This is a genomic window from Gillisella terrae (assembly GCF_004801395.1).
GTDB lineage: Bacteria > Pseudomonadota > Alphaproteobacteria > Rhizobiales > Rhizobiaceae > Allorhizobium > Allorhizobium terrae.
Genome location: NZ_SSOA01000002.1, coordinates 697,894 through 723,654 on the forward strand (window position 1 = coordinate 697,894; position 25,761 = coordinate 723,654).

Sequence of the window (25,761 nt, forward strand, 5' to 3'; positions counted from 1 at the left end):
CAAAAATGCTGCAATGCAATATGTAAAGCCAGTCTTGGGAGGATTGCAGCAGGAATCAGAACCATGACCCGCGACAAGCGCAGCATTCACAGCAATTTCGAGACCTTGCGCTCAGCGATTCGCAGCGCAGCAAGCCAGCACAGCTATTTTCGTTTTGGCTACGGCGCATTCGAGCAAATGGCAACACGGCCCTGGCAACAGCACGAGACACGCGCGCGATGCTGAATAACGTCTTACAGTGCCGTGCGCCATATCTGGCGCACGAAGGACGCTGTAACACTTTTAATCTGCTGCATAATTTTCACCTTAAATCGATTCCGATTTAAGGAATTATGCAGTAGAGCATCGTGAAGAGAATTGGAATCAGCCGGATGCTCTAAGCTTTTGTTTCCGCACCGGATCAAAAGTACCACAGCATCACTTGTGCGCCGTCTATAATCCCTCAATCATGCTGATGTTTTAATGCGCTCACGAGCATGATCGCAAACGTCAGTTTTTTCCGACGCAACCACACTTTCAAAAACCGCATCCAGAACAGCGGATTTCACCGCAAGCCAGGCACAATATTCTTGCAAGAACTCGGCGGACAGCAAAGTGCTGCTCCCTCGACCAGGGCCACTCCGGGCCATACAGCCCTTTTGCTCGGCCTTTTTAAGGGTTCGCTGCAAATGTGTGCGTGACATGAGAAAACGTTCCGCCATAGCCGGTACACTCAAGACGCCAAGATCGTAAAACCCGTCTTTCAAAGGGGCCCGGACCGCCAGTTCCATAAAATGGTCCATCACCAACGCACCACACTCTGTCCATTGCAGCAGGCCAATGCGCTCCGATGGTTCGCGCCAGACGGTATCGGCAATACAACGGCGGGCGAACTCCGGCTGCACGCGCAAAAGCAAATCAGGCTGCAAAAGGTGACGCTCAGCACGATTGCCGCCATCGACATAATCCAGAACAGCAAGATTTGCGCCAAACCACATGTGCATCCCCGCCAGCGTCTGATCACCAATATCATACCGCAAAGGACGCCGGGGGCTGGCCGCATCAATATGGATGAAGTGATAAGCCCGCAGACTCTCAACAAAATGATGGGCCGTATTCCGACTGGCGATGCCCGCCGTGACCACCCAATCACTCAAGCTGGTTGCCGTTAGACCTGTGCCAATCCCTTCAAGAGCATAATCGGCATAGAGAGCGAAGGAAGCCTGCGTCAGAAGCCAACGCTGATGACACACAAGAGCGCGCGACAAACGAGGATTAGACTGAAACTGCATCGCAAATCGACCAGCCATCGCAGCCATGGCTTCAACAAAACGTGGAGAAGATGCTAAAGAATTGACTGAGAGCGACATGGAATACCTGAATTCAGCATATACTCAAAATTCAACAACAGCGCAGAAACAAACAACGCAATATTTTGCGGCACAGATAAAACATCAATATACAGAAAACAATTGATATTTACAAATTATATAAAATTATTTTCAAATTGATTTTTACCAAAAGAACAAAATATATTCAAAATCAGATAAATATATTTTTCATCAAACATATTCACGCGCAAAAATCTAAAAAATTTAATTGAATGCCCTTAATAGGCCAAGCAGATTGCATTACAAATACAACCTTACACATTTCTTTGTATAAAATCTTGTAGCACACATGAAACTTCGCCTCAAGCGCATGCCTCATTCACGACAAATGAAGGCGCGAGGAGATGTCGCAGTCGACACTGGAAGCGTATATCTATAGTGCCTGTTATGCAGCAGATCAAAACTGTCACCGCTTGCTTTGTGCGCCATATAAGGTGAGAGGCGCTGTAAAACGGTAATGACACATTCGACCAATTGGTCGCCTCCCGTATTGAAAGGCTGACATGTTTGGCAATCTCGCATCTGTAGCAACCTTAATGCTATCAACCCTGCTGATGATGGCAGGCTACGGCTTGATGAACTATATGCTGCCCATTCGCGGGATTGCCGAGGGATGGTCGACCTTCACCATCTCCATCATTGCAACGGGCTACACCTTTGGCTTCACCAGTTCCTGTGTGATCACGCCAACGCTGGTACAACGTGTGGGGCATGTACGGGTATTTTCTGCCTTGATCACGCTTCTGACTGTCTCAATCTTGTTATGCGCATTGGTGCTCGACTGGCGCGCCTGGATTTTGTTTCGTGCGATAGCAGGCTTTGCCATTGCTGGCTGTTATTTGATCATTGAAAGCTGGCTTAATGAGCGCAGCAATAATGAAAACAGAGGCGCTTTCTTCTCGGTCTATATGATCACGACACTGGCTGGCTCGATTGGTGGACAATTTATCGTTCCTCTGGGCGACAGCCATAATCAGACATTGTTCATTGTCTGCGCCCTTATTTTCTCTGTCGCCCTGCTTCCAACAGCGCTTTCAACCGCCCAATCCCCTGCGCCGCTGCAACAGGCTCGTTTCGATCTCAAGAAACTCTACCGCCGCTCGCCGGTGGCTTTCATCGGCTCGCTGTTGTCTGGTGCATTGTCCGGCACATGGAGCAGCCTTGGTGGCGTGTATAGCCAACGTATTGGTCTTTCCACCGCAGAAGGAGCGATACTTCTGGCGTGTGTGCTCGCCGGAGGGGCCTTGGCGCAATTGCCGATTGGTCGCCTTTCTGACCGGATGGACCGACGCAAAGTGATGGTCGGGGCGGGTCTTTTCGGCACGATCTGCTGCATCGCCATGATTGCGCTGAGCGGCGTATCACCGCTGGCACTGTATATTTGCAGCTTTTTCGTTGGTACCGTGCTCTATCCGGTCTACTCGCTCAACGTTGCCCATGCCAATGACCTTGCCGAACCCGACGAATATGTGACGATTTCCAGTGGCATCATGATCTTGTACGGATTGGGAACGGTAACAGGCCCGGTGATGACGGGTGCCATCATGGAGCAGATTGGACCATCTGGCCTGCTCTGGAGTCTGGCTCTCAGTTTTCTTATTTACGCGGGCTACGCCGCCTGGCGCATGAAGCAACGCACCGCGCCGGATGGCGATCAGGGCAAAACCGAGTTTCAGGCTTTGCCGCTGCCACTGAGGGGAACCGACGTAGCAACCGGTGCACGAAACGATACACCAACTCCATAAGCCAGCGCCGTCATCCAGAAATTGGCGATGACGCTTTTCTCGCCGCTTTGCGCTCTAAACCCAGTTGGTGTTCGCGAAAAATGATGAATATACCCGCTCCAGCCACTATAACTGTGCCAATCAGGGTGTGGATACTCGGCAAATCATCAAACAAAACATAGCCTATGGCTGAACCAAACAGAATTGAGCTGTATTCAAAGGGAGCTATGGTCGAAATGTCGGCGTAGCGATAGCTTTCCGTCAATAAAATCTGCGCGGCACCACCGCACACGCCCGCAAAGGCCAAAAGGCAAAGTTGGCTTGCGGAAAGGTCGCTCCACCCAAAGGGAAAAGACGCAAGAGATATCAGCGTCGCAATAATGGAAAAATAGAGCACGATTGTTGGGGTCTTTTCCGTCCGCACCAATTGGCGCACCTGCAACATGGCCGCAGCCCCCAAAGCCGCAGAGGCCAGCACCGCCAGAGCCCCCAATCCCGCCTCTGATGCCAACCCACCATCCCGGAGCAGGGTCAATTTAGGCCATGAAATGATAACAACGCCAAAAAGTCCAACTGCGACGGCCGACCAACGATAGAGGCGCACGGTTTCTCCCATGAAAACCGCCGCAAACACAACGGCGATCAAAGGCATGGCATAACCAATGGCAATTGCATCCGGCATAGGCAGGTGCACAAGCCCATAGAAGCCGCTGGCCATGGCGCAAATTCCAATGAGGCCGCGCTTTACGTGGCCAAAAACATTGCCTGTCTTGAAGGCCGTCTCAAGCTGACGAATAGCAATCAGGTAGGCGAAAATAGGAATGAGCGCAAAAGCAGAGCGATAAAAGGTGATCTGCCCGGCAGGGATGGTGTCGCCAGCAAGCTTGATCGCTGTCTGCATCACCACAAACACCGTGACAGACGCGATCTTGAACACAATACCCCTGAGCGGGTTTACCGATGTCTCACTATCCATGGACGAAACTCATAAAATAACAAACCATCTCAAGAATCGCTCTATCGAGTCTCGTTTTGGGGAGCTCCTATCCTCTCTCTCATCCTGCCTGGAGATGCAAGCAATAAGCTGCCACGGAAACAATCATTACTATTGAGGTAAAACAATCTCATCAGATCAAAAAACACCCCTTTAAATTAAAGGAATTGAACGTTGAAAGCATAAACATCCTCAAGATCCAATTGAGTTGCTTTTTTGAAAAAAAATCACAAAAAAAAATTGATTTTAGCAATCGTTCAGAAATTGCTGCCATATTCCTCGCAGTTGCGCTCGCAAACAGGTTGCGATGCTTGCATCTACTGGGTTTGTAATAGGACGATCGGGATAAATTTATGCGCACAGAAACAGGCCAGGTCATCAACTTGGCAGACTATCGCCCTACAGATTTCGTTCTGGAGAGAGTAGACCTCACCTTCGAGCTCGATCCCACAGAAACAAAAGTTGAAACCCGCCTGATTTTCCATCGACGCGAAAACACCAACCCAAACGCACCTCTGGTGCTTGATGGGGATGAACTCGTTCTATCAAGCGTGCTGTTCGATCAGATTGAGATTGACAGCGAGCGCTACACTGCAACGCCAGATTCACTGATAATCCGTGATCTTCCCGCTTCTGAGCCTTTCGAGATCACCATCACAACCCTGATCAACCCGGAAGCCAACACCCAGTTGATGGGACTTTATCGCTCCAATGGGATCTATTGCACCCAATGTGAAGCCGAAGGCTTTCGCCGCATCACCTATTTTCCCGATCGGCCTGACGTTCTGGCCGTCTACACCGTAAACATTATCGCCGACAAAGCCGCCAATCCGCTGCTTCTCTCCAATGGCAATTTTCTCGGTGGCGCTGGCTACGGCGAAGGCAAGCATTTTGCCGCATGGTTCGATCCTCATCCAAAACCAAGCTATCTTTTTGCTTTGGTGGCTGGCGATCTCGGCCTGGTTGAAGACACATTCACTACCATGTCAGGCCGCGAGGTTGCTCTTAAAATCTATGTGGAGCACGGCAAAGAACCACGGGCCGCCTATGCCATGGATGCCTTGAAGCGCTCCATGACATGGGATGAAGAGACATTTGGTCGCGAATACGACCTCGACATCTTCATGATTGTCGCCGTATCGGACTTCAATATGGGGGCCATGGAGAACAAGGGCCTCAACATCTTTAACGATAAATACGTGCTTGCCGATCCCGAAACCGCAACCGATGCCGATTATGCCAATATCGAGGCAATCATTGCCCACGAATATTTTCACAACTGGACAGGCAATCGCATCACCTGCCGCGACTGGTTCCAGCTTTGCCTCAAGGAAGGCCTGACAGTCTACCGTGATCACGAATTTTCAGCAGACCAGCGTTCTCGCGCCGTGAAACGCATAGGCGAAGTTCGCCACTTGCGCAGCGAACAGTTTGTGGAGGATTCCGGTCCGCTGGCCCATCCGGTTCGGCCATCGCAGTATAAAGAAATCAACAATTTCTACACGACGACCGTCTATGAAAAAGGCTCGGAAGTCACACGGATGATTGCCACGATTCTCGGCAAAGATCTGTTCAAACAGGGTATGGACCTCTATTTCGAGCGTCATGACGGCGATGCTGCAACGGTTGAAGATTTCGTGCAGTGCTTTGCCGATGTTTCCAAACGTGATCTGTCACAATTCTCTCTTTGGTATCATCAGGCTGGCACACCCCATGTCACGGTGTCCTGCGACTATGATGCCACAGCAAAGACCTTCACAGTAAAGCTTGCCCAAACCGTTGCACCAACGCCGGGCCAGCCTGATAAAAAGCCAATGCATATCCCGCTGTCATTTGCTCTTCTGGCAAACAATGGCGCGATGATCACACCAGCCTCCACAAGCGGCGGGGAAGTGGGTGAAAATCTCTTGCATCTAACGGAAGCTGAGCAGAGTTTTGTGTTCCATGGCGTTTCAGAGCGACCCGTTCTTTCGCTCAATCGCAGCTTTTCTGCACCCGTTATTCTGAACTTTGCCCAGTCCAGCGATGATCTGGCTCTGATTGCGCGCTGCGAAAGCGATTTGTTCAGCCGTTGGCAGGCATTGACCGATCTCGCCCTCCCCGTGTTGTGCGAGGGTGTAAAGCAGGTACGGGCAGGACAGCCCGTTCTCTTCAACGATGCGCTGAAACGAAGCCTTCTTGCCATCATTGCCGATGAGACATTGGAGCCAGCCTTTCGTGCTCAAGCCCTCGCCCTGCCAAGCGAGGCCGATATAGCACGCGAACTCGGCGGCGATATTGATCCGGACGCCATCCATGCGGCGCGAAAAGCAATCATCGCCGACATCGCCATCGCGGGACTTGATATTTTCAAGGGCCTTCTTGAGCAGATGGCAACGGATGCCGCCTACACACCTGACGCCAAGGCGGCTGGGCAACGCGCATTGAAAAACGCAGCCCTCACCTATGTCGTACAAGCCGAGAATAATCCACTCAAGGCTGCTGAGGCCTATGCCAAGGCAGATAATATGACCGATCTGTCGCACAGCCTGTCCGTTCTCGCCCATCATTTTCCGGGTATGACTGAGACCAAAGCAGCACTGACTGATTTTGAAAGCAGATTTGCCAACAACGCTTTGGTTCTGGATAAGTGGTTCTCCATTCAGGCCACGATCCCCGGTGAAGATGGCTTGGGGCGGATTAAAACGCTGATGCAAAGTCCAAAATTCAATGCTGCCAACCCCAATAGGGTGCGCGCATTGATCGGCAGCTTCGCCTTCTCCAATCCGACAGGCTTCCATCGCGCAGATGGTGCCTCCTACAGTGTCGTCACCGAGGAAATCCTGGCGATCGACAAGCGGAACCCACAGTTGGCAGCACGATTGCTGACGTCGATGCGCACATGGAAGCTTTTGGAGCCGCAGCGCGCAAACAAGGCCCGTGCGGCATTGACAACCATCGCCAATGCCAACGACCTGTCGAATGACGTCCGAGACATTATCGACCGTATTCTGACAGCGTGAAACAGCGAAAAACGATCAAAGGCGGCAGAGCAAAACTCTTCCGCCTTTTTATTTGGCTTGCCGTCGGCGAATCATGCACAGTTTTGTGGTGTCGCGGGCTGTCAAACAGGATCTGATCGTTAAAAACACGATTCTTCGCAATGGGTTAACGATCTCTTAATTTTGCACTGGACAGGAAGAATCGCAAATGATTCATTAGGTTAGATTCGGGCGAGCGGCGCGTTGAATCACACGATGGATCAAGGCGGGGAATATGGTGAACGTGCAGCGGGCAACCGCAGCCGATGATCGGTTGCGACTCAAATTATATGGATTTGCGTCTCTTCTGAAATCTGTCACGCAACGAAAAATCCCAACCGCCGGAACCACCAGTCTGGCTGCGACCAACACGGACGCAGCCCTGAGACAAATCATTCCTGTGCTGGTCGTTGCTTTTCTCATTGTCGTTGCTCTGGCGCGTGGATTGGGGCTTGTTTCGGAATATGGCCGAATGGAAAGTGCCATTCGCCACTCAACCGCAATGATGGCATCAACCGCCGCTGCGGCCCTCTCTTCCGGGCCAACCAATCCGGCTTCCATGGATCGGAAAAGTGCCGAGGCTTTGATTGCGCGCTTTCTTCCGGCTGACCTGATTGACGATGAGAGTTTTGTCTTGCTGCTCAATCCGAACGGGGTGGTGGTTGCTGGCTCGAGCAGAGGGGCAGCGTTCGTTGGGCTGCATATGATGGACCTGTTTCCGGAAGTTGCCACGCTGAGGCGGTTTGGCGACAAGACGGGTGCGATTGAAACCAATATTGATGGCTCACGCCATATCGCTGTTTTGACGCCCACCGGCGCAGACGGTGCCTTGGTGTTGGCCGCCCATTCGCTCAAATCCGCAGCCGATTATTGGCAGGCAGAGATTGCTCTTAATGTTACGCTCTTTTCGGCTATTTCGCTCATTCTCATGGGCGTGCTCTATGCCTATTTTTCCCAAGCCAAACGTGCGCGCGAGACCTCCGATGTGTTTGTTGAATCCAACCATCGGGTAGAGACCGCACTTTCGCGCGGCCGTTGCGGTTTGTGGGATTTCGATCTCGCCACCCGCAAGCTTGTGTGGTCGCAGTCGATGTTTGAAATCCTTGGGCAAGAACCGTCCAGCGAGCCTTTTGCCTTCACGGATGCCGCCAAGATGATGCATCCAGACGATGGCAATCTCTATGCTCTGGCGCGCACTATTGGCCGCAATGCCGACCGTCATATCGATCAGGTCTTTCGCATGCGTCATGCCAACGGTCACTATGTTTGGCTGCGCGCCCGCGCGCAAGTTATCCGCACCCATTCCGGTCGGCCGCATGTGATTGGTATTGCCATGGATGTGACCGAACAGCATCGCCTCGCGCAGCGCTATGCTGAAGCGGATCAGAGACTGGCTGATGCGATTGAGAGCACATCTGAAGCCTTCGTGCTCTGGGACAAGAACGACCGCCTGGTCATGTGGAATGCCCATTTTCAAAAAGTCTACGGCCTGCCCGATAATATTCTGGTTCCCGGCGTTGAGCGCTCCAAAGTGGACGCAGCGGCCGCAAGACCGATTATTCAACGGCGCATTGCCGACCCAAATGCCACTGGTAGCTCCCGCACAACAGAATTGCAGCTGGCCGACGAGCGTTGGCTGCAAATCAACGAGCGCCGCACCCGCGATGGTGGTCTGGTTTCGGTTGGCACCGACATTACCTTGCTCAAACGCCATCAAGAGCGTCTGCGCGAGCAGGAACGTCGCCTGATGGCAACGATTGGCGACCTTTCTGCCTCTCAGAAAAAACTGGAGCGCCAGAAATCCGAATTGTCCGAAGCAAATGAAAAATATCTGGCGGAAAAGCAGCGCGCCGAAGCTGCCAACAAAGCAAAATCAGAATTCCTGGCCAACATGTCGCACGAGCTCCGCACACCCCTGAACGCCATTCTGGGCTTCTCGGAAATCTTGTGCACCAATATGTTTGGCCCGATCGGTTCGCCCAAATATGATGAATATGCAAGGGACATTCACGATAGCGGTCGCCATTTGCTGAATGTTATCAATGATATTCTGGATATGTCCAAGATTGAAGCAGGACATATGATCCTGAAATGCGAAACCATTGATTTTGCTTCCCTGATTGATGAGACCCTGCGTCTCACCACCATATCGGCAATGGGGAAAAATATTACGGTTGAGAGGCGCATTGCATCCGGCCTGACGCTCACCGCCGACCGGCGTGCAATGAAGCAAATCATGCTGAACATTCTGTCGAACTCGGTGAAGTTCACCAATGAAGGCGGAAACATCTCGGTGCGCTCCTATAAAGTCGCAGGTGCCGTGAGACTGTTGATTGCCGATACGGGCATTGGCATTCCCAAAAAAGCGATCGGCAAAATCGGCCAACCATTCGAGCAGGTGCAAAGCCAATATGCCAAGAGCAAAGGCGGTTCCGGTCTTGGTCTGGCCATTTCGCGATCACTGACAATGCTGCACGGCGGCACCTTGACTGTGCGATCTCGCGAGGGTGTGGGCACCGTTGTCGTCATCACCGTGCCCGACGCTGCCGATGCGAAGGAAAAGGCAACAGCAACAGCCCGCGCGTCTTGATGCGCCACATGACAAAGAATTAATCAACATCACTTGCTGTTGTGTTGGATGTGAACAGGCAAAGCGCGACAATATCCTTGACCGGCGAACGATTGTTCATGTCGGTTTATTCGAGGAGGAGCGAATTATGTCTTACATGATCAAAGTCTCTGTTGCTGCCGTTCTCGCCACCGCCGCCATGACCGGCATCAGCCATGCAGCCATGTCTGCCGCTGACAAAGCCTTGGCGACCGACCACAGCCCCCGCTTCGTCATCAGCTCGCCGGATGCGATCGAAAAGCATGACACATTTCAGGATTTTCTAGGATCTCTGTCGCCCTCCAGCCCACAGGCACGGGCGATCCAGGCAGCCATTCGTGAAAACCCGGTTCTACGCAAACAAATTCTGGCGCAGAATATCGAAATCAAGAATGTGATTTATGCAGATGAAGCCTCAGACGGCAGCTTCGTGCTGTATGTCCGCTAACATCTCTGCAAAGAGAGGGGCCGGACATGTCTGCCCGGCCCGAAAGGTGATACACGCGCGCTACTGCATAATTCCTTAAATCGGAATCGATTTAAGGAATTATGCAGCAGATTTAAAGTGTTACAGCATCCTTTGTGCGCCATATATGGCGCACGGTGCTGTATATGGTGTTGCCGCTTATCCCTTCACCACAGCTTGAAAAATTCGGCGCACCGCCCGTGACACCCGTTTCAGCTCCACCTCAAGGGATTTGACATCGGGGCAATCCGTGATCCGCAAGAGAACATCAAGCAACCCGGCTGGCGCTTCAGCAGGATTGAAATGACCATCAACACAGGTGCGGGTCACTTGTGCAATGTTGCCGTAGAGCTTTAACGCAGCAAGGCTTGTCTCCAGATCGTCCTTGGAGATCATAACGGTCCCCAGAGCCTTCAAGCTTTCTGCCGTGGTGAGGCCGCGCTGGAAAGCAATGCCCTCACCCGGCGCAATCAGCGCCAGATACTGCGCGATGAATTCAAGATCAATCAGACCACCGGGAATAAGCTTGACGTCAAATGCATCCTGCGGCGGTTTTTCCGCATCAATCAGGCTTCGCATCTCGGTCACGGCAATTGCAACCTCGCCTTTGTCCCGGCGCATTTGCAAAATCCCGGCAACGCAGGCCTCAGCCTGTTTCATTAACTCGGCATCGCCCGTCACCAAGCGCGCCCGTGTCAGCGCCATATGCTCCCAGGTCCATGCCTCTTGTGCCTGATAGCGCTCGAACGCCTTGAGCCGTGTCGCCACAGGCCCTTTGTTGCCCGAGGGGCGAAGCCGCATATCCACCTCATACAACACCCCTTCCGCCGTGGGGGCAGAAAGCGCTGCAATCAACCGCTGAGTAAAGCGGGTGTAATAACGCACTGGGTCCAATGGCTTCTCACCATCACTATCGCCTGCATCATCCGGATATTCGTAGAGCACGATCAGATCAACGTCAGAACCTGCGGTCAACTCGTAAGAGCCAAGTTTTCCCATCCCGACAAGCGCGGCTTGAGCGCCGTCAATGCGGCCATGGCTGGCTTCCATTTCCCGCTGCACCGCTTGAAATGCCTGATCGATCACCAGATCGGCCAAATCGGTAAAGGCGCGCCCTGCCGTATCCGCCGAGATCGAGGCGGTCAGCAGCCGAATGCCAATGAGAAACCGGTGCTCGGCTGCAAAAATGCGAAGGCGATCCAGCATGTCTTCATAGTGGCCAACCCCCATCAAAAAAGCATCCAACCGCTTGGAAAGATAGCTTCGAGTTGGCAATTCCTCCAAAATTGCGGGGTCCAACATGCCATCAAACACATGGGGTCGGCTGGCAATAATATTGGCAAGGCGCGGTGCCGCCGCCATGATGGTCACCAGAAGATCAAGCAGAGCCGCATTATTTGCCAGCAAGGAGAACAGTTGAATGCCAGCGGGCAACCCGGCCAGAAAAGCATCAAACCGCAAGAGTGCTTCATCTGCACGGCTGCTTTCGCCAAAAGCCTTGAGCAAACGCGGCGTCAGCTCCGTCAGTCTCTCGCGCGCTTCCACCGATTGCGTGGCGCGATAGCGACCATAGTGCCAGGTGCGGATAACCCGCGATATATCCTCTGGCCGTTTGAAGCCCAGCTTTTGCAAGGTCGCCAGCGTATCGGGATCATCCTTCTGGCCCGTAAAGACCAAATTGCCATCAATCGACAATTCGCCTTCCTGCTCAAACAGTTGCGCATAGCGGCGCTCAACCGTCTTCAACCGCTTTTGCAAGGCCTCTGAAAAAGTCGCAACACTTGAGAAACCCATCATGAAGGCAATGCGCTTGAGCTCAGCCTCGGTTGTCGGCAGCGTGTGGGTTTGCTCATCATGCACCATCTGGATGCGGTGTTCGACATCGCGCAAAAACCAGTAGGCTTCGGTCAGCTCATCGCGGGTGTCCGTGTCAATCCAGCGGGCTTGCGCCAGCGCTGCCAGCGCTGCCTCGGTGGCTTTTGCCCGCAGTTCCAACATACGCCCGCCCGCGATCAATTGCTGCGTCTGGGCAAAAAATTCGATTTCCCGAATGCCACCACGCCCAAGTTTGACGTTATGGCCCTTCACAGCAATGGTGCTATGGCCCTTGTGACTATGGATCTGGCGTTTGATGGAGTGAATATCGGCAATGGCCGCATAGTCGAGATATTTGCGAAAGACAAAAGGCGAAAGCTCTTTCAGAAAAGCCTCACCCGCCGCAACATCGCCCGCAACCGGCCGCGCCTTGATAAAGGCCGCCCGCTCCCAGTTTTGCCCGCGACCTTCATAATAGTTGAGGGCCGCCTCCACTGGCACAGCAAGCGGTGTCGCTCCCGGATCTGGCCGCAAGCGCAGGTCGGTGCGAAACACATAACCATCTGCCGTGCGCTCTTGCAGAATGCGGATCAAGCGGCGCATCATCCGGCCATAGGTTTCCGTGCCATCTTCAGGCTGTATCAAAATGCCTGTTTCAGCATCGAAAAACACCACGAGGTCGATGTCAGACGAGTAATTCAGCTCGAAAGCACCCAGCTTGCCCATGCCAAGAACAATCAGGCCGCTGCCTTTGGCGGGCGCACTCGCATCTTGTAAATGCAACTTGCCAGCCTCAGAACCCGCTAGCAGCAGATGATCAATGGCGGTCGCAATCGCCGCATCCGCCATACGGCTAAGCCAAAGTGTGACCTGTCTTGCATCCAACACCCGGCCAAGATCAGCCAACGCCAGTAAAAATGACAGGCCGCGTTTGGCCTGGCGCAACCGTGTCATCACCACGGCTTCCGACGGCGCTGGTGAATCGGGTTGTGGCTGCCACGCCGATCGTGCTTGCTCAACCAGACCCTCAAGGCTTTCATTCAATGGAGTGCTGATGGCCAGCGTGACGAGATCGGGCTGGCGAGCGACCATCTCGCGCAAATGGGGCGACAAAGTCAGTGCTGCGATGAGAAAGTCTTTGATCGCGCTCTCACCGGCCAGCAAATCCGCAATGGCTGGCTGCTGGCGGCCCAGCTCTTTCAATTGCGACAGCACCACCCGCGTGTCAGTTTTGTTGAGCGGTTTTATCACGTCAGCTGCAACATCCACCAAGCGCATCGTCTCTTTGTCTGGCATATTTCCTCCGGTCCCGTCTTTTCTGATGACAGGTTGCAAAGAGTTTATGCCGTTGCGCGCGGAAAGACCATGGTGACCGTCAAGCCTGGTGGCTGTCCATCCACATCGCTGGTATTGCTCAGCTCCATCCGCCCGCCATGCAGCGCCATCACGGCCGCCACCAGCGAAAGCCCAAGGCCGGTGCCCGGCTTGCTGCGGCTTTCATCGAGCCGAACAAACCGCTTCACGGCATCGTCACGCCTTTCTGCTGGAATACCCGGTCCATGATCGGCAACGCTCAAGCGAACGTCATGCTCACCGGCTTTGAGACTGACGCGGATTTCGCTGCCATCATCACCGGCATATTTGATGGCATTGTCCAGCAGATTGAAAATGGCCTGACCAATGAGCTCTCGGTTGCCGCGGACCCGCCCTTCTTGCGTAACATCGCTAACCAGCACATAGCCCGCTTCCTCGGCCACCGGCTCGTAAAGCTCTGCCGTATCGGTGGCAATGGCCGAGAGATCAAGATCAGACAGCTCGGCGGCAATATTGCCGGCCTCCACCCGCGATATCATCAAAAGCGCGTTGAACGTGCGGATCAATTGATCCGATTCGCCAATGATGCCCTCAAGGGCGGCTCGGCGTCTGTCCTCATCGCCATCATCCAAGGCATCCGAGGCCTTGTTGCGCAAGCGCGTCAGCGGCGTTTTCAAATCATGAGCGATGTTATCGGACACCTGCCGCAGGCCTTCGTTCAGCTTTTCAATGCGTTCCAGCATCTGGTTCAACGACACAGACAGCCGGTCAAACTCATCACCAGAGCCAGACACCGGCAAGCGCTGGGCCAGATCTCCCGCCATGATTTTTTTGCCAGCTTCCGACATGCGGTCAATCCGCTTCAGGGCATTGCGACCAATGGCAAACCAGATCAGCAAAGCCCCCGCCCCCATAATGGCCAAAGCCACCATCAGCGCCTTGCGCACCAAAATCCGAAACTTTGTCGGCTCACCCAGATCGCGCCCCACCAGAATGCGCAAACCATTGTCGAGGAAAAACACTTTGGCCAAGGCTAGATGCTGGCGGTCATTGCTGGTTTCGAGATAGCGGTTGTAGCCGAAGGGAAAATCGGTCCAGCCCTCGCGGTCCAGAATGCCGGGCTGCACCGAGCTGACATTGCCTGCCAGAAACTGACCATTCGGGCCAGCGATAACATAGAGATTGGCTCCCGGCTGGCGCATGCGCCGTTCCATCAGCTTCAGCAGGCTGTTGACGCCACCGCGATCATAAACCCGTTGAATTTCCGTGACTTCCTGCTGCAAGCTGTCGCGGGTTTGCTGATCCAGCAGCCGCTCAGAAAGGGCTGTGACATAGATCACCAAAAATGCCGCGCACAAGGCAAACAGCAGAATATAGAGCGCCGAAAGCCGCACGGCGGTTGACCGGAGCAGTAAACCAAGGCGATTCATAAGGTCAGACCATCCGTGTCATTGTTGCAAACTGCGCCCCTTTTTAAAAGCATGAACGAGGGTGTGTAGACATTCGGCTTTGGGGAGGGAAAATGTCTGCCCACCCTAGCCTTCGTCCTTGATCATATAGCCAGCCCCGCGCACGGTTTTTAAAAGCGGCTTATCAAAATCGCGCTCGATCTTGGAGCGAAGGCGCGACACATGCACGTCGATCACATTGGTCTGGGGATCGAAATGGTAGTCCCACACATGCTCCAGCAGCATGGTGCGTGTCACCACCTGGCCCGCATTTTTCATCAAATATTCCAGCAAGCGAAATTCGCGCGGCTGGAGCAGGATTTCCTTGCCCTCGCGGCGCACTTCATGGGACAGCCGGTCCAGCTCCAGATTACCAACCCGGTAGATCATATCCTGTTCCGGCGCGCCTTTGCGTCTGCCCAGAACCTCCACCCGCGCCAGCAATTCCGAAAAAGCATAGGGTTTTGGCAAATAATCGTCGCCACCAGCACGCAGACCCGTCACCCGGTCATCCACCTGCCCCAGTGCCGAGAGAATGAGCACAGGCGTGTTGATGGCGCGTTTGCGCAGTTCTGAAATCACCGACAGGCCATCACGGCGCGGTAACATCCGATCGATGATCATCACGTCATAGGTGTTTTCGGTACCCATAAACAGGCCCGCTTCGCCATCGCTGGCGTGATCGGCCAAAATCCCGGCCTCGCGAAATGCCTTGGTCATATAGGCCGCAGCTTCGAGATCATCTTCAATAACAAGTATTTTCATGTGCATGACATTACTGCCAGCCGCGCTTTGCGCAAAACCCGAATTGCCGCTTTCCACGCTTTGTCCCGTTTCAATTGTCATGATCCGCCTCTTCAAGCATTTCCTGAAGCAAAAACGCTCTCGTGTTTAAGAAAACACGGCGGTTGGCAGACATGCCAACCGCCGCATCAGCAATCAGAGTTTAAGGCTTAGATCAGCCCTGGCTGATGGGCAGAGCAACGAAGCGACTGCCGTTATCGGTCTGGATCTGGAAGAGCGCCCTGGTACGACCGCTTTTCTTGGCCTGATCGATGATCTTGGTAACATCATCGGCCTTGGCAACATCCTGATTGTTCACAGAGGTAATCGTCTGACCCACCTTCAGGCCCTTGTCGGCAGCATCGGAATTCTGATCGACATTGGTGATCTCCAGACCCTTGCCATCTTCCGAAGGCTTGACCGTGATGCCCAGATTGGCCAGAGCTTTCTCGGTTGCCGGGCCTGCGTTATCAGACTGGCTCTGATCGCTGTCATTGCTTGCCATATCCTTGGCCGCTGGCAGGTTTCCAAGGTCAACCTTGACAGACTTCGAGGCACCATCGCGCCACAAGGACACATCAACCTGTGTTCCCGGAGCAAAGCCCGCAATGCGCTTGGCCAAATCGCGCGGATCCTTCACCGGATCGCCATTGACGGCAGTGATCACATCGCCCTGCTTGATGCCAGCCTTTTCGCCCGGTGATCCAGCCTGTGGCTCGGCCACAAGCGCGCCCTTGGCATCGGCCAGACCCAACGATTCGGCGATATCCTTGCTCACCGGCTGGATCTGCACACCAAGCCAGCCGCGTTTGACCTCTCCATGTTTGATCAACTCATTCACCACCGACTTGGCCGTGGACGCGGGGATAGCAAAGGCAATGCCGACGCTGCCACCCGATGGTGAGAAGATTGCCGTGTTGATACCAACAACCTGACCATTGAGATTGAAGTCAGGACCACCCGAGTTACCACGGTTCACCGGTGCATCGATCTGTATGTAATCGTCGTAAGGACCAGAGCCGATATCACGACCAAAGGCCGACACGATACCGGAGGTCACAGTGCCACCAAGACCGAAGGGGTTACCAACGGCAACAACCCAATCACCAACGCGCACCTTGCTGTCATCAGCCCAGTTCACATAGGTGAATTTCTTCTTTGGTGCATCGACCTTCAAAACAGCCAGATCGGTGCGCTGATCCTTGCCAACCAGTTTTGCATCATATTCGGTGCCATCGTTCATCACGACCGTATAGGCCTGACCATCGGAGACAACGTGATTGTTGGTAACCAGATAGCCATCTTCAGAGATGAAGAAGCCAGAGCCTTGTGCAACCGGGCGCAGCTTGCCGTGACGTTCTGCATGGGGATGTCTGTCTGGGCCACCACGGCCACCCTGTCCGGGCATGCCCCATTCCTTGAAGAAGCGCTTCAGCGGATCAGGAAGCTGGTCGAGATCGCGGCCATTGAAGGAAAAGCTGCTGCCGTCGTCGCTGGCCTGTTGCACATCCGACTTCACCCGGATCGACACAACGGCTGGAGAGACCGCGCTCACCAGATCAGCAAAGCTCGGCACCTGTGGAGCCTGCACATTCACGGCTTCTGCATGAGCCGGAGTCAGCATCGCAGGCACCGTACCTGCCATCAAAAGCGCCGCCAGACCCGCAATTGTGCCGGTCCGCAGGATGGTCTTTGTGGTGTTTGGCTTCTTGGTGTCAGACATGGGATTTATACCTTTATCTTCGTTGGGCATCTGAATTCTTGACGTCGTCTTCAAAACTTGACTGTCAGGCGGTGGATGACAAAGATATAGGCGCTATCACCTTACAAAGAACTGTCCGCAAGATGAAACTTTGGTAATGCAAATTTTCATGCAATGGACATGTTACAGCTCGTTGCGTCATATGTGGCGCACGGCGCTGTAAGACTTTAAATCTTCTGCATAATTCTCCGAAAACCGAAGTCCGGTTTTCGGTCTGATCCTTTATTCGCCAAGGATTCGTTTCAGCCTGGCCTCTTCCTCGGCATTCAACGTGAGAGCTGCATTTTGCGACGCCTTGCGACGACTGTATGCGAAGGCAACGCCACCGCCCAACAGCAATAACAGGCCGGGTGCCGTCCAAAGCAGAATGGTTTCCTTGGTCAGCCTTGGCTTCAAAAGCACAAACTCACCATAGCGCGACACCAGATAGCGAAGCACATCTTCATCACTATCACCCTTGACGATACGCTCGCGCACCAGCACGCGCAGATCATGGGCAAGCTCTGCGTTGCTGTCATCGATCGACTGGTTTTGGCACACCATGCAGCGCAGTTGCGAAGACAGATGGCGGGCGCGCGCCTCTAGCGCCGGGTCTTTCAGCACCTCATCCGGGTTGACGGCAAAAGCCGGTGACACGGAGAGAAAAAACAGCACAACGCCTGTAAAAAAACGACCCATCATTCTGCTGCCGCCACGTGTTTTGCCTGCACGGGTGCTGCTTTGCGCCGTGGCGCGCCAACCCGCAAGCGCCGGTCACTCAATGAAACAAAGCCACCCAGCATCATCACCAGCGCACCACCCCATATGCAGAGAATATACGGTTTCCACCAGATACGCACCACCATGCCGCCGCCATCCATCGGATCACCCAGCGACACATAAAGCTGGCTGAGACCAAAGGTGAGAATACCGGCCTCCGTGGTTGGCATTCGCCGCGCGGTATAGAGGCGCTTGGATGACCACACATCGGCAATCTCAACCCCACCGCGACGAACCGTAAAATGTCCGCGATCTTCGGTAAAATTCGGCCCTTTGCCAGAGCGCAGACCATCAAAGGTCAGCGAATAACCACCCGCTTCGGTGGTCTTGCCGGGGGTCATTTCCACCACTTTTTCGGTCTGGAATGTGGTGACCGCAACGATGCCCAGCACGGTCACGCCAAAGCCGAAATGCGAAAGCGCCGTGCCAAAGGCCGAACGCGGCAGGCCGATCAAACGGCGGATGGCGATGGAGAGTGTTTGCTTGCCAAAGGCTGCGCGATACCACAGATCGGCAATCGCCCCCAGCATGATGAAAAAGCCTGCTGCGAGGCCGAGCACGGCCATCACCGGCCCGCCATTTTTGGCATAAAACAGCGCAAGACCGGCAAGAAATGCAACGCCAGCCACCAGATAAAGCCTTTGCAAAGCCCCCAGCAGATCGCCCCGCTTCCACGCCATCAGGGGACCAAAGGGGATTGCCACGATCAGCGGGATCATCAACAGGCCAAAGGTGAGATTGAAAAAGGGTGGCCCAACCGAAATCTTGTCCCCCGTCAAGGTTTCCAGCAACAAGGGATAGAGCGTGCCGATCAGCACGGTTGCGGTGGAAACGGTGAGAATCAGATTGTTCAGCACCAGCGCGCCTTCACGCGAAATCGGCTGAAACAACCCGCCGGTTTTCAGCATGGGCGCGCGCAGCATGAACAAAAACAGCGCCCCACCGATGAAGAAGATCAAGATGCATAGAATGAAAATACCGCGCGTTGGATCGGTGGCAAAAGCATGAACCGAGGTCAACACACCTGAGCGCACAAGGAAAGTGCCCAGCAGGGAGAGCGAAAAGGTGAGAATGGCCAGCAACACTGTCCAGATTTTCAACGCATCGCGCTTTTCCATCACCAAGGCGGAATGTAAAAGCGCTGTTCCGGCAAGCCATGGCATGAATGATGCATTTTCAACCGGATCCCAAAACCACCAGCCGCCCCAGCCCAGCTCATAATAGGCCCAATAAGAACCCATGGCGATGCCGGCGGTGAGGAAGGTCCAGGCTGCCAATGTCCATGGCCGCACCCAGCGCGCCCATGCGGCATCGATGCGACCATCCATCAGGGCGGCAATGGCGAAGGAAAAACAGACCGAAAATCCAACATAGCCCAGATAGAGCAGCGGCGGATGAATGGCGAGGCCCGGATCCTGCAACACCGGATTCAGATCCTGCCCTTCCGCAGGAGCGGGAACCAGACGGATGAAGGGATTGGAGGTGAGCAAAATAAACAGCAGGAAGGCCGTGGTGATCCACGCCTGCACCGCCAGCACATTGGCCCGCAGGCGATCTGGCAAATTGCGCCCAAACAGGGCCACCATGGCGCTGAACAGTGTCAAAATCAGCAACCACAGCATCATCGAGCCTTCGTGGTTGCCCCACACGGCAGCGAACCGATAGACCGTGGGCATCAACGAATGGGAGTTCTGATAGACATTCAGCAGCGAAAAATCCGACACAAGATAGGCGTGGGTGAGAACACCAAAGGCCAGCAGCACAAGGCCAAACAGGGCAAACGTGCCGTTCACAGCCGTTTGCATCAGGGCGGTATCACCGCGCCGCGCTCCGATAACCGGCAAAACGGAAACGACAAGGGCGGCAGTCAGTGCCAGAACCAAAGCGTAATGGCCAATCTCGATGATCATTTCGCTGGCTCCTCTTCTTTCCACACACCATCTTTTTTCAAACGGTCAGCCACTTCCTTCGGCATGTATTTTTCATCATGCTTGGCCAGCACCGTATCGGCATTGAATGGCCCGTTGCCTTGACCAAACACTCCTTCGGTGACCACGCCCTGCCCCTCGCGAAACAGATCAGGCAGAATGCCCGTATAGGTCACCGGCACCGTTGCCTTGCCATCGGTCACTGCAAAAAGCACGGTCGAGCCGTTGCCGCGCTTGACCGATCCCTCCGCCACCAGACCGCCAAGACGAATACGGGTTCCCGGCCCAACAGGGCTTTTGGCCAGATCAGACGGCATGTAAAAATAAGCAACAGACTGACCAAAGGCGAAGAGGATCAATAGCACGGCCACCATGATGAACCCGACCCCACCAGCAATCACGGCAAGGCGTTTTTGTTTGCGGGTCATTTCAGCACCTCGTCCACCGGAAGACCGAGCGCCTTGGCCGCATCGATCAATTGTTTGCCCTCGTTGCTCTCTGCCGGGAAGGTTTTGACAGCGGTTTTCAGCGCAGCCATCGCCTTGGTTTGATCTTTCAACATCGCGTAAGAGCGCACCAGCCGCATCCAGCCTTCAAAATTCTGCGGATCGGCTTGCAACTTGGCATCAAGGCTGGCCACCATGCCCGCAATCATCTTTTGGCGGTCGGCGTCCGACATGGATTGTGCCGCCTCAACAGCGGCAGCATCAGGATTGCCAAGCGGTGCGGGCACGGATTTTCTGCTGGCGTCCGGATTAACGGGAGCACCGCCATTTTGGGCGATATGACGGGCAACAAGCGGTTGCCACGGTGCATCTTTCGGCGACTCTGCTGCAATTTTCTTGAACGCAGCCAGAGCCTCTTCCCGCTTGCCGGATTGCTCCAAGGCCAGCGCGAGATAATATTGAGCGCGGGGGTTATTGGCTTGCAACACCACCGAGCGCTGAAACAGATCACGCGCATCGTCGGTGATGACGCCATCATTTTGCAACACAAAGGCTTCTGCCAGCCCGTTCAACCGCTCCGGAGTCTCCCCGCTCAAACGAATGGCGTTTTGATAGGCCAGTTGCGCATCGCCAATCCGGTTTTGGCGCATATAAATCGGAGCCAGGACATCCCAGCCCGGACCATCATTCGGGTTCTCCATCAAGTGACGTTCGGCCTTGGTAATCAACAGGTTGAGGTCATTGCCGGGCGCGGCCAATCTGGCCGCCAGCGGCTGCGACGGAAGACCGGGACTGCCGAGCGCGAGATAAAGCCCAAGCCCCAACACGGGCACCAGCAACACAACAAAGCCTTGCGCCAAAATATGGCGCGATGCTTGTTTTGGATTGGCAACCGCAGCCCCACTCTCTGTTGCAAGCAAACGCCGCGCAATTTCGGTGCGGGCGTATTCTGCCTCCTGCACGGTAATCAAGGCGGCTGCCTTGTCGCGTTCCAGCTCTTGCAACTGGTCGCGATAGACGGCGATGGCCCCTTCGCGGGCCTGCACCTCAGCACGGCCACCGCTGCGAATGAGCGGCAGCAAAAAGCTTGCGGCCACAGCAAAGGTTAAAAAGGCAATCACAATCCAAAACAGCATAGGGTCCAATGACTTTATCGAGAGACGCACTTCACACGGCAGGAATAGCAGTATCCATGCCGCGCTCTTTGACATAGGGCAATTCACAATCGATCCGAGGCTACTGCATAATTCCTTAAATCGGAATCGATTTAAGGAGAAAATTATGCAGCAGATTAAAAATGCTACAGCGTCCTTTGTGCGCCATATATGGCGCACGGCGCTGTAGTCTTTACACGGATTCAATTGGGAAGATACATGATAATTTCTATCTGAAATTGTATTCAGAGAAAAATTCACCCAAAATCAATTCAGCGGTGTCCAGGTGCCGTCATCATTGCGGCAGGCGGCCCCGCGCCCCTGATAGCTTTTGCCATCCATCGTCACCGTGTGTTTATACTGGCGACAGTTCTGATTGCCGACCTGATAAGGGGCCGCCGCCACCACTTCACCGGCGGCATCATCATCACGCCAGGTCACTTTCTGGCCGGATGGAGAGGTTTCCAAGGCTTTATATTCCGCCTCAAGCGCACGCTGCTTTTGTCCATTGGAGAGATCAGCACCCGAGTGAGACACCACACCGCCTTGCAAAGCGCGGATATAAACGGACGCACTCGCTGATGAGCCAAACAATCCTTTTTTCAGACCACCCGGCTGCGTCGTCTGGCAGGATGCAAGGGCGAAGGTGCAGACGAAAAGGGCAACGAGACCTGTATTGGAGATCATCATGACGTGCGACTTACCCTTTCATTTTCATCGATTCTGACTGCATACGTACACTGCGACATCGCCCTGAAGGAGGTCACCGTGACAAGATCCACGGCGACCCGTTCTACCGTTTTGTCTGTCCTATCGCGTTCCACTGAAGACAATGAAGCGCGACATGGCACAGGCGCGTTAGACAAAACGTTGGGCGCTGTCCGGCATAACAATCCGCCTTGCTGTGCCTCCGCATCACCAAAGCAGACTGTAATCCTCTCTATATATTGCATAATTTTCCCCGCCCGTCGCGCTGGATATGAGGAATTGTGCAATAAAGTCTACCGTTATGTTAAGCCTGAGCCATTGCTGTTTTGCAAGCCACGTTTTCGAAACGGCAATGTCTTTCTCAAGGGCCGCCCATCAGCGTCAGGCAATATCTCGCGACACGGCAGGCAGCACAAGCCGCGCCAGCAGACCGCCGCTCATCCCGCGCGACAATCCCAGCTTGCCCTGATATTCCGAGGTGATTTCTTTCACGATCGACAAGCCCAGCCCCGTTCCGGGCTTGCTTTCATCCAGTCTGCGGCCGCGCTTCAGGGCCTCGCCAATCTGATCGGGGTCAAGGCCCGGCCCGTCATCTTCAACGATGATTTCCAGCCACGCCTTGCGGCCAGGATCAACACCAGCCTCACCAGCGGGGGCCAATCGTGCCGTCACAGTCACCAGTTGCTCACTATAGCGCGCAGCGTTTTCCAGCAGATTGCCAAGAGTTTCTTCGAAATCCTGACTTTCCATGGCCAGCGTAAGTCCCGCGCCTTCTATATGCAGCTCAAACTGCTTGTCCGGGTTCAGCTTGCGCATCACGCGCACCAGTCGCTCCATCACCGGCTCAACCTCGGTGCGCGACAAAATGGAATCGCGCTGGGCGGCAATGCGCGCGCGGTTGAGATAGGAACTGACCTGGCTCTGCATGGCGCTGGCCTGCACCTTGATCACCTCGTCATGCGGGGCGTGCACCGCCCGCGCCTCGTTCAACAAAACGGCAATGGGCGTTTTGAGCGAATGGGCCAGATTGCCCACCTGCATACGGGCGCGTTCGACAATGCGCCGGTTACTCTCAATCAAAGCATTGATTTCATTGGCCAGAGGCTCAATTTCGCGGGGAAATTCGCCCTCGATTTTTTCGGCCTCAGCACCGCGAATACGCTCCAGCGCCCGCCTTGCCCGATCCAGCGGCTTCAAGCCCAGCACAACAGTCACAGCATTGACCAGAAGACCACCAAAGCCAAAAGCCACAAGAACGGCATAGAGCCTGTGCGAAAAGGCGGAGATTTCATCCTCCACCACTTTGAGGTTGCCCGACACACGAAAACGCGCCGCCCGGCCCGATTCATCCAGAATAACTTCGGTCTCCGCAACCCGCAGCCGATTGCCGAAACTATCGGTCATTCCGTAAAACCGCTCATAATTCTGATCGAACGGACTTTCTTCAAAACTCGGCACCGGCAAATTGGTCAAACCCAGCGAGGTGGACGCTAAGGGAGCGGCATTAAAACTGCCGAGCGGTTCCACCAGCCAGTACCAGCCGGTTCCCGGCTGCGAAAAGCGCAAGTCCCCCAGCGCCGGGCTGCCCACCAGGCTCTCACCATCGCCAACCGAGACGGAATTGACCACATTATAGAGCTGGGCACGCAAAAGATCGTTGAAAGATCGCTCTGCGCCTGCCCGATAGAGAGCTGAAATGACCAAAGCCATGGTCACCAACGCAATCACATACCAAAGAGTGGCAAACAGCAATACGCGTAAGGTGAGCGATTTGACCTTGAACACCTAAGCAGACTTTCTTTGGCAGGCCCACGCTGCGCCCGCTTCGTTTCCTGTTTGACCGCATATCTTCATCGGAAAACCGTGGCGCATGTTGTTCGCAATCAATCAGCCAGCAACACTATCAGGCGCTTTGATGCGATAGCCAAGCCCGCGCACAGTCTCGATCATATCCAGCCCGATTTTCTTGCGAAGCCGCCCGACAAAAACTTCAATCGTGTTGGAATCACGGTCGAAATCCTGATCGTACATATGCTCGACCAGCTCGGTGCGTGAGACCACCTCGCCCATGTGATGCATGAGATAAGACAGCAGGCGAAACTCATGCGAGGTCAGCTTCAGTGCCTTGCCATCCACCGTGACCTTGGAGCTTTTGGTATCCAGCCGCACCGGACCACAGCCGATTTCAGACGAGGCATGACCAGCGGCACGGCGGATCAAGGCGCGAATACGCGCGAGAACCTCTTCAACATGAAAGGGTTTGGTGACGTAATCATCAGCGCCCGCATCAATGCCGGAGACCTTGTCGCTCCAGCGGTCGCGGGCGGTCAAAATCAGCACCGGCATCACCCGGCCAGCCGAGCGCCAGCGCTCAAGAACTGTAATGCCATCCATGGAAGGCAGGCCGATATCCAGAATCACCGCATCATAGGGTTCGGTATCACCCAGAAAATGACCTTCTTCACCGTCCTGCGCCTGATCAACGACATAGCCAGCTTCCTGAAGCGCCTCAACCAGTTGCCGGTTTAGGTTTATATCGTCCTCGACGACAAGAATTCGCATTCTCAAGCTCTCCGTTTCGATCCGTCCTGACGAGACAGTCCTGTTTGCAAGACCGTCTTACAATGCTCAGCGCGAAATCTGAACGGTCTTTTTGCGTGGGCGCGCATTATCACCATTTCCAGGCACAAGAATAGTCACAACGCACTGATCGCCCGATGTGCGCACCGACAAAAGCTGCCCGCCAGACTGATCAACGGCGCGCAAAGCCGCATTGCGGCAATCCACGCGGCCTGTTGGCGGGCTGTCATTGTTGCCGTTCTGCTCATTTTGCGCTTGCGCACCAACAGGGGATAACGCAACAACGAGCACGGATGCAGCCGAAATCAACAAGCATGAAAGCTTGTTTGATATGCCGCCTATGGTCCACTGTACTGCCATTATCTTCCACTCTGCCGCAATCAGATTCGATAGTCAATTTGTAGCGGAGAGCGGCTGAATGGCAAATGAATGCTCTTTGAAACGTTGTCGCACGCGCAATCACCTGCAACAACGCGCAATCTCAGCCCCTGCACCAAGGATATCGTCCGCTCACATGTCCGGCGTCTGGCCTTTGGGCGATCGCAGTGCATGGCTTGCGACAATCCGGCCGTAGAGCGCCACAAGCGCGCCAAGCGAGCCTGCCATACCAACCAGACCGTCGACCAATTGGCCCTGCTCCATTATGCCCAGTTCATAGCCGCCCATATGTAAAATCGAGGCCAGAATGGCAATCACCGCGCCCCAAACCGCCTTGGATTCATACCACGCCTTGCTATCTGTCATGCTCTTGTCCTTTCGTTGAGTTGAACACATCGTCGTGAACGCTGCACAAAAAAATGGCGACTATTTTTCCCAGTCTTGAGAGCCTGTCTGGTTCAATTTCAGAGTACACGACACAAACGCCTTTATGTGCCGTTTACC

At 54.3% G+C, this 25,761-nt stretch carries 20 protein-coding genes; 5 read left to right on the forward strand and 15 right to left on the reverse strand.

What is annotated here, in order from left to right; all coding sequences use genetic code 11:
- Positions 1–63: 63 nt before the first annotated feature.
- Positions 64–225, forward strand: coding sequence for a hypothetical protein (locus E6C51_RS07015; protein ID WP_186827816.1), 162 nt, complete (start codon positions 64–66; stop codon positions 223–225).
- Positions 226–446: 221 nt separating this feature from the next.
- On the opposite strand, the gene E6C51_RS07020 is transcribed toward E6C51_RS07015, so the two are convergent.
- Positions 447–1,271, reverse strand: a complete 825-nt coding sequence (locus E6C51_RS07020; RefSeq protein ID WP_146936915.1) for a hypothetical protein — start codon at positions 1,269–1,271, stop codon at positions 447–449.
- A 602-nt stretch (positions 1,272–1,873) separates the two neighbouring features.
- On the opposite strand from E6C51_RS07020, the gene E6C51_RS07025 reads away from it, so the two are divergent.
- A complete protein-coding gene (locus tag E6C51_RS07025; RefSeq protein WP_190235441.1) occupies positions 1,874–3,115 on the forward strand; it encodes an MFS transporter in 1,242 nt (413 codons plus the stop codon).
- A 10-nt stretch (positions 3,116–3,125) separates the two neighbouring features.
- On the opposite strand, the gene E6C51_RS07030 is transcribed toward E6C51_RS07025, so the two are convergent.
- The gene (locus E6C51_RS07030; RefSeq protein ID WP_190235442.1) at positions 3,126–4,070 is read right to left on the reverse strand and encodes a DMT family transporter; all 945 of its coding nucleotides are present in this window, start codon (positions 4,068–4,070) and stop codon (positions 3,126–3,128) included.
- A 371-nt stretch (positions 4,071–4,441) separates the two neighbouring features.
- On the opposite strand from E6C51_RS07030, the gene pepN reads away from it, so the two are divergent.
- From pepN to E6C51_RS07045, 3 genes are all read left to right on the forward strand, one after another.
- Positions 4,442–7,090, forward strand: coding sequence for an aminopeptidase N (gene pepN, locus E6C51_RS07035; protein ID WP_190235443.1), 2,649 nt, complete (start codon positions 4,442–4,444; stop codon positions 7,088–7,090).
- Between the two features lie 253 nt (positions 7,091–7,343).
- Positions 7,344–9,698 (forward strand): PAS domain-containing sensor histidine kinase, encoded by a 2,355-nt coding sequence (locus E6C51_RS07040; protein ID WP_146936923.1) that lies wholly within the window; start codon positions 7,344–7,346, stop codon positions 9,696–9,698.
- Between the two features lie 127 nt (positions 9,699–9,825).
- On the forward strand, positions 9,826–10,164 hold the full coding sequence (locus tag E6C51_RS07045; protein WP_190235444.1) for a hypothetical protein: 339 nt from the start codon (positions 9,826–9,828) through the stop codon (positions 10,162–10,164).
- A gap of 177 nt (positions 10,165–10,341) precedes the next feature.
- On the opposite strand, the gene E6C51_RS07050 is transcribed toward E6C51_RS07045, so the two are convergent.
- The 13 genes from E6C51_RS07050 to E6C51_RS07110 all read right to left on the reverse strand — a co-directional run bounded on the left by E6C51_RS07050 (position 10,342) and on the right by E6C51_RS07110 (position 25,623).
- Positions 10,342–13,293 (reverse strand): bifunctional [glutamine synthetase] adenylyltransferase/[glutamine synthetase]-adenylyl-L-tyrosine phosphorylase, encoded by a 2,952-nt coding sequence (locus E6C51_RS07050; protein WP_190235445.1) that lies wholly within the window; start codon positions 13,291–13,293, stop codon positions 10,342–10,344.
- Between the two features lie 44 nt (positions 13,294–13,337).
- The gene (locus tag E6C51_RS07055) at positions 13,338–14,741 is read right to left on the reverse strand and encodes a sensor histidine kinase (protein WP_146936931.1); all 1,404 of its coding nucleotides are present in this window, start codon (positions 14,739–14,741) and stop codon (positions 13,338–13,340) included.
- A gap of 105 nt (positions 14,742–14,846) precedes the next feature.
- Positions 14,847–15,605: a response regulator transcription factor gene (locus tag E6C51_RS07060; RefSeq protein WP_330999751.1), complete on the reverse strand. Its 759-nt coding sequence runs from the start codon at positions 15,603–15,605 to the stop codon at positions 14,847–14,849.
- Between the two features lie 112 nt (positions 15,606–15,717).
- Complete coding sequence (locus tag E6C51_RS07065; protein ID WP_190235446.1) at positions 15,718–17,265, reverse strand: Do family serine endopeptidase; 1,548 nt, start codon at positions 17,263–17,265, stop codon at positions 15,718–15,720.
- A gap of 261 nt (positions 17,266–17,526) precedes the next feature.
- On the reverse strand, positions 17,527–17,982 hold the full coding sequence (locus tag E6C51_RS07070; RefSeq protein ID WP_190235499.1) for a cytochrome c-type biogenesis protein: 456 nt from the start codon (positions 17,980–17,982) through the stop codon (positions 17,527–17,529).
- Positions 17,982–19,973, reverse strand: a complete 1,992-nt coding sequence (locus E6C51_RS07075) for a heme lyase CcmF/NrfE family subunit (protein WP_146936937.1) — start codon at positions 19,971–19,973, stop codon at positions 17,982–17,984. Before E6C51_RS07075 ends, E6C51_RS07070 begins: the two co-directional genes overlap by 1 nt.
- The gene (ccmE, locus tag E6C51_RS07080; protein ID WP_146936939.1) at positions 19,970–20,419 is read right to left on the reverse strand and encodes a cytochrome c maturation protein CcmE; all 450 of its coding nucleotides are present in this window, start codon (positions 20,417–20,419) and stop codon (positions 19,970–19,972) included. Before ccmE ends, E6C51_RS07075 begins: the two co-directional genes overlap by 4 nt.
- Positions 20,416–21,573, reverse strand: a complete 1,158-nt coding sequence (gene ccmI, locus E6C51_RS07085) for a c-type cytochrome biogenesis protein CcmI (RefSeq protein WP_190235447.1) — start codon at positions 21,571–21,573, stop codon at positions 20,416–20,418. The genes ccmE and ccmI overlap by 4 nt, the downstream gene beginning before the upstream one ends.
- A 285-nt stretch (positions 21,574–21,858) precedes the next feature.
- Positions 21,859–22,281, reverse strand: coding sequence for a hypothetical protein (locus E6C51_RS07090; RefSeq protein ID WP_190235448.1), 423 nt, complete (start codon positions 22,279–22,281; stop codon positions 21,859–21,861).
- 399 nt (positions 22,282–22,680) lie between these two features.
- On the reverse strand, positions 22,681–24,084 hold the full coding sequence (locus tag E6C51_RS07095) for a sensor histidine kinase (protein ID WP_190235449.1): 1,404 nt from the start codon (positions 24,082–24,084) through the stop codon (positions 22,681–22,683).
- A gap of 102 nt (positions 24,085–24,186) precedes the next feature.
- Complete coding sequence (locus E6C51_RS07100; protein WP_146936945.1) at positions 24,187–24,861, reverse strand: response regulator transcription factor; 675 nt, start codon at positions 24,859–24,861, stop codon at positions 24,187–24,189.
- 66 nt (positions 24,862–24,927) lie between these two features.
- Positions 24,928–25,170 (reverse strand): hypothetical protein, encoded by a 243-nt coding sequence (locus tag E6C51_RS07105; RefSeq protein WP_146936947.1) that lies wholly within the window; start codon positions 25,168–25,170, stop codon positions 24,928–24,930.
- A 219-nt stretch (positions 25,171–25,389) separates the two neighbouring features.
- The gene (locus tag E6C51_RS07110; RefSeq protein WP_190235450.1) at positions 25,390–25,623 is read right to left on the reverse strand and encodes a hypothetical protein; all 234 of its coding nucleotides are present in this window, start codon (positions 25,621–25,623) and stop codon (positions 25,390–25,392) included.
- Positions 25,624–25,761 lie beyond the last annotated feature (138 nt).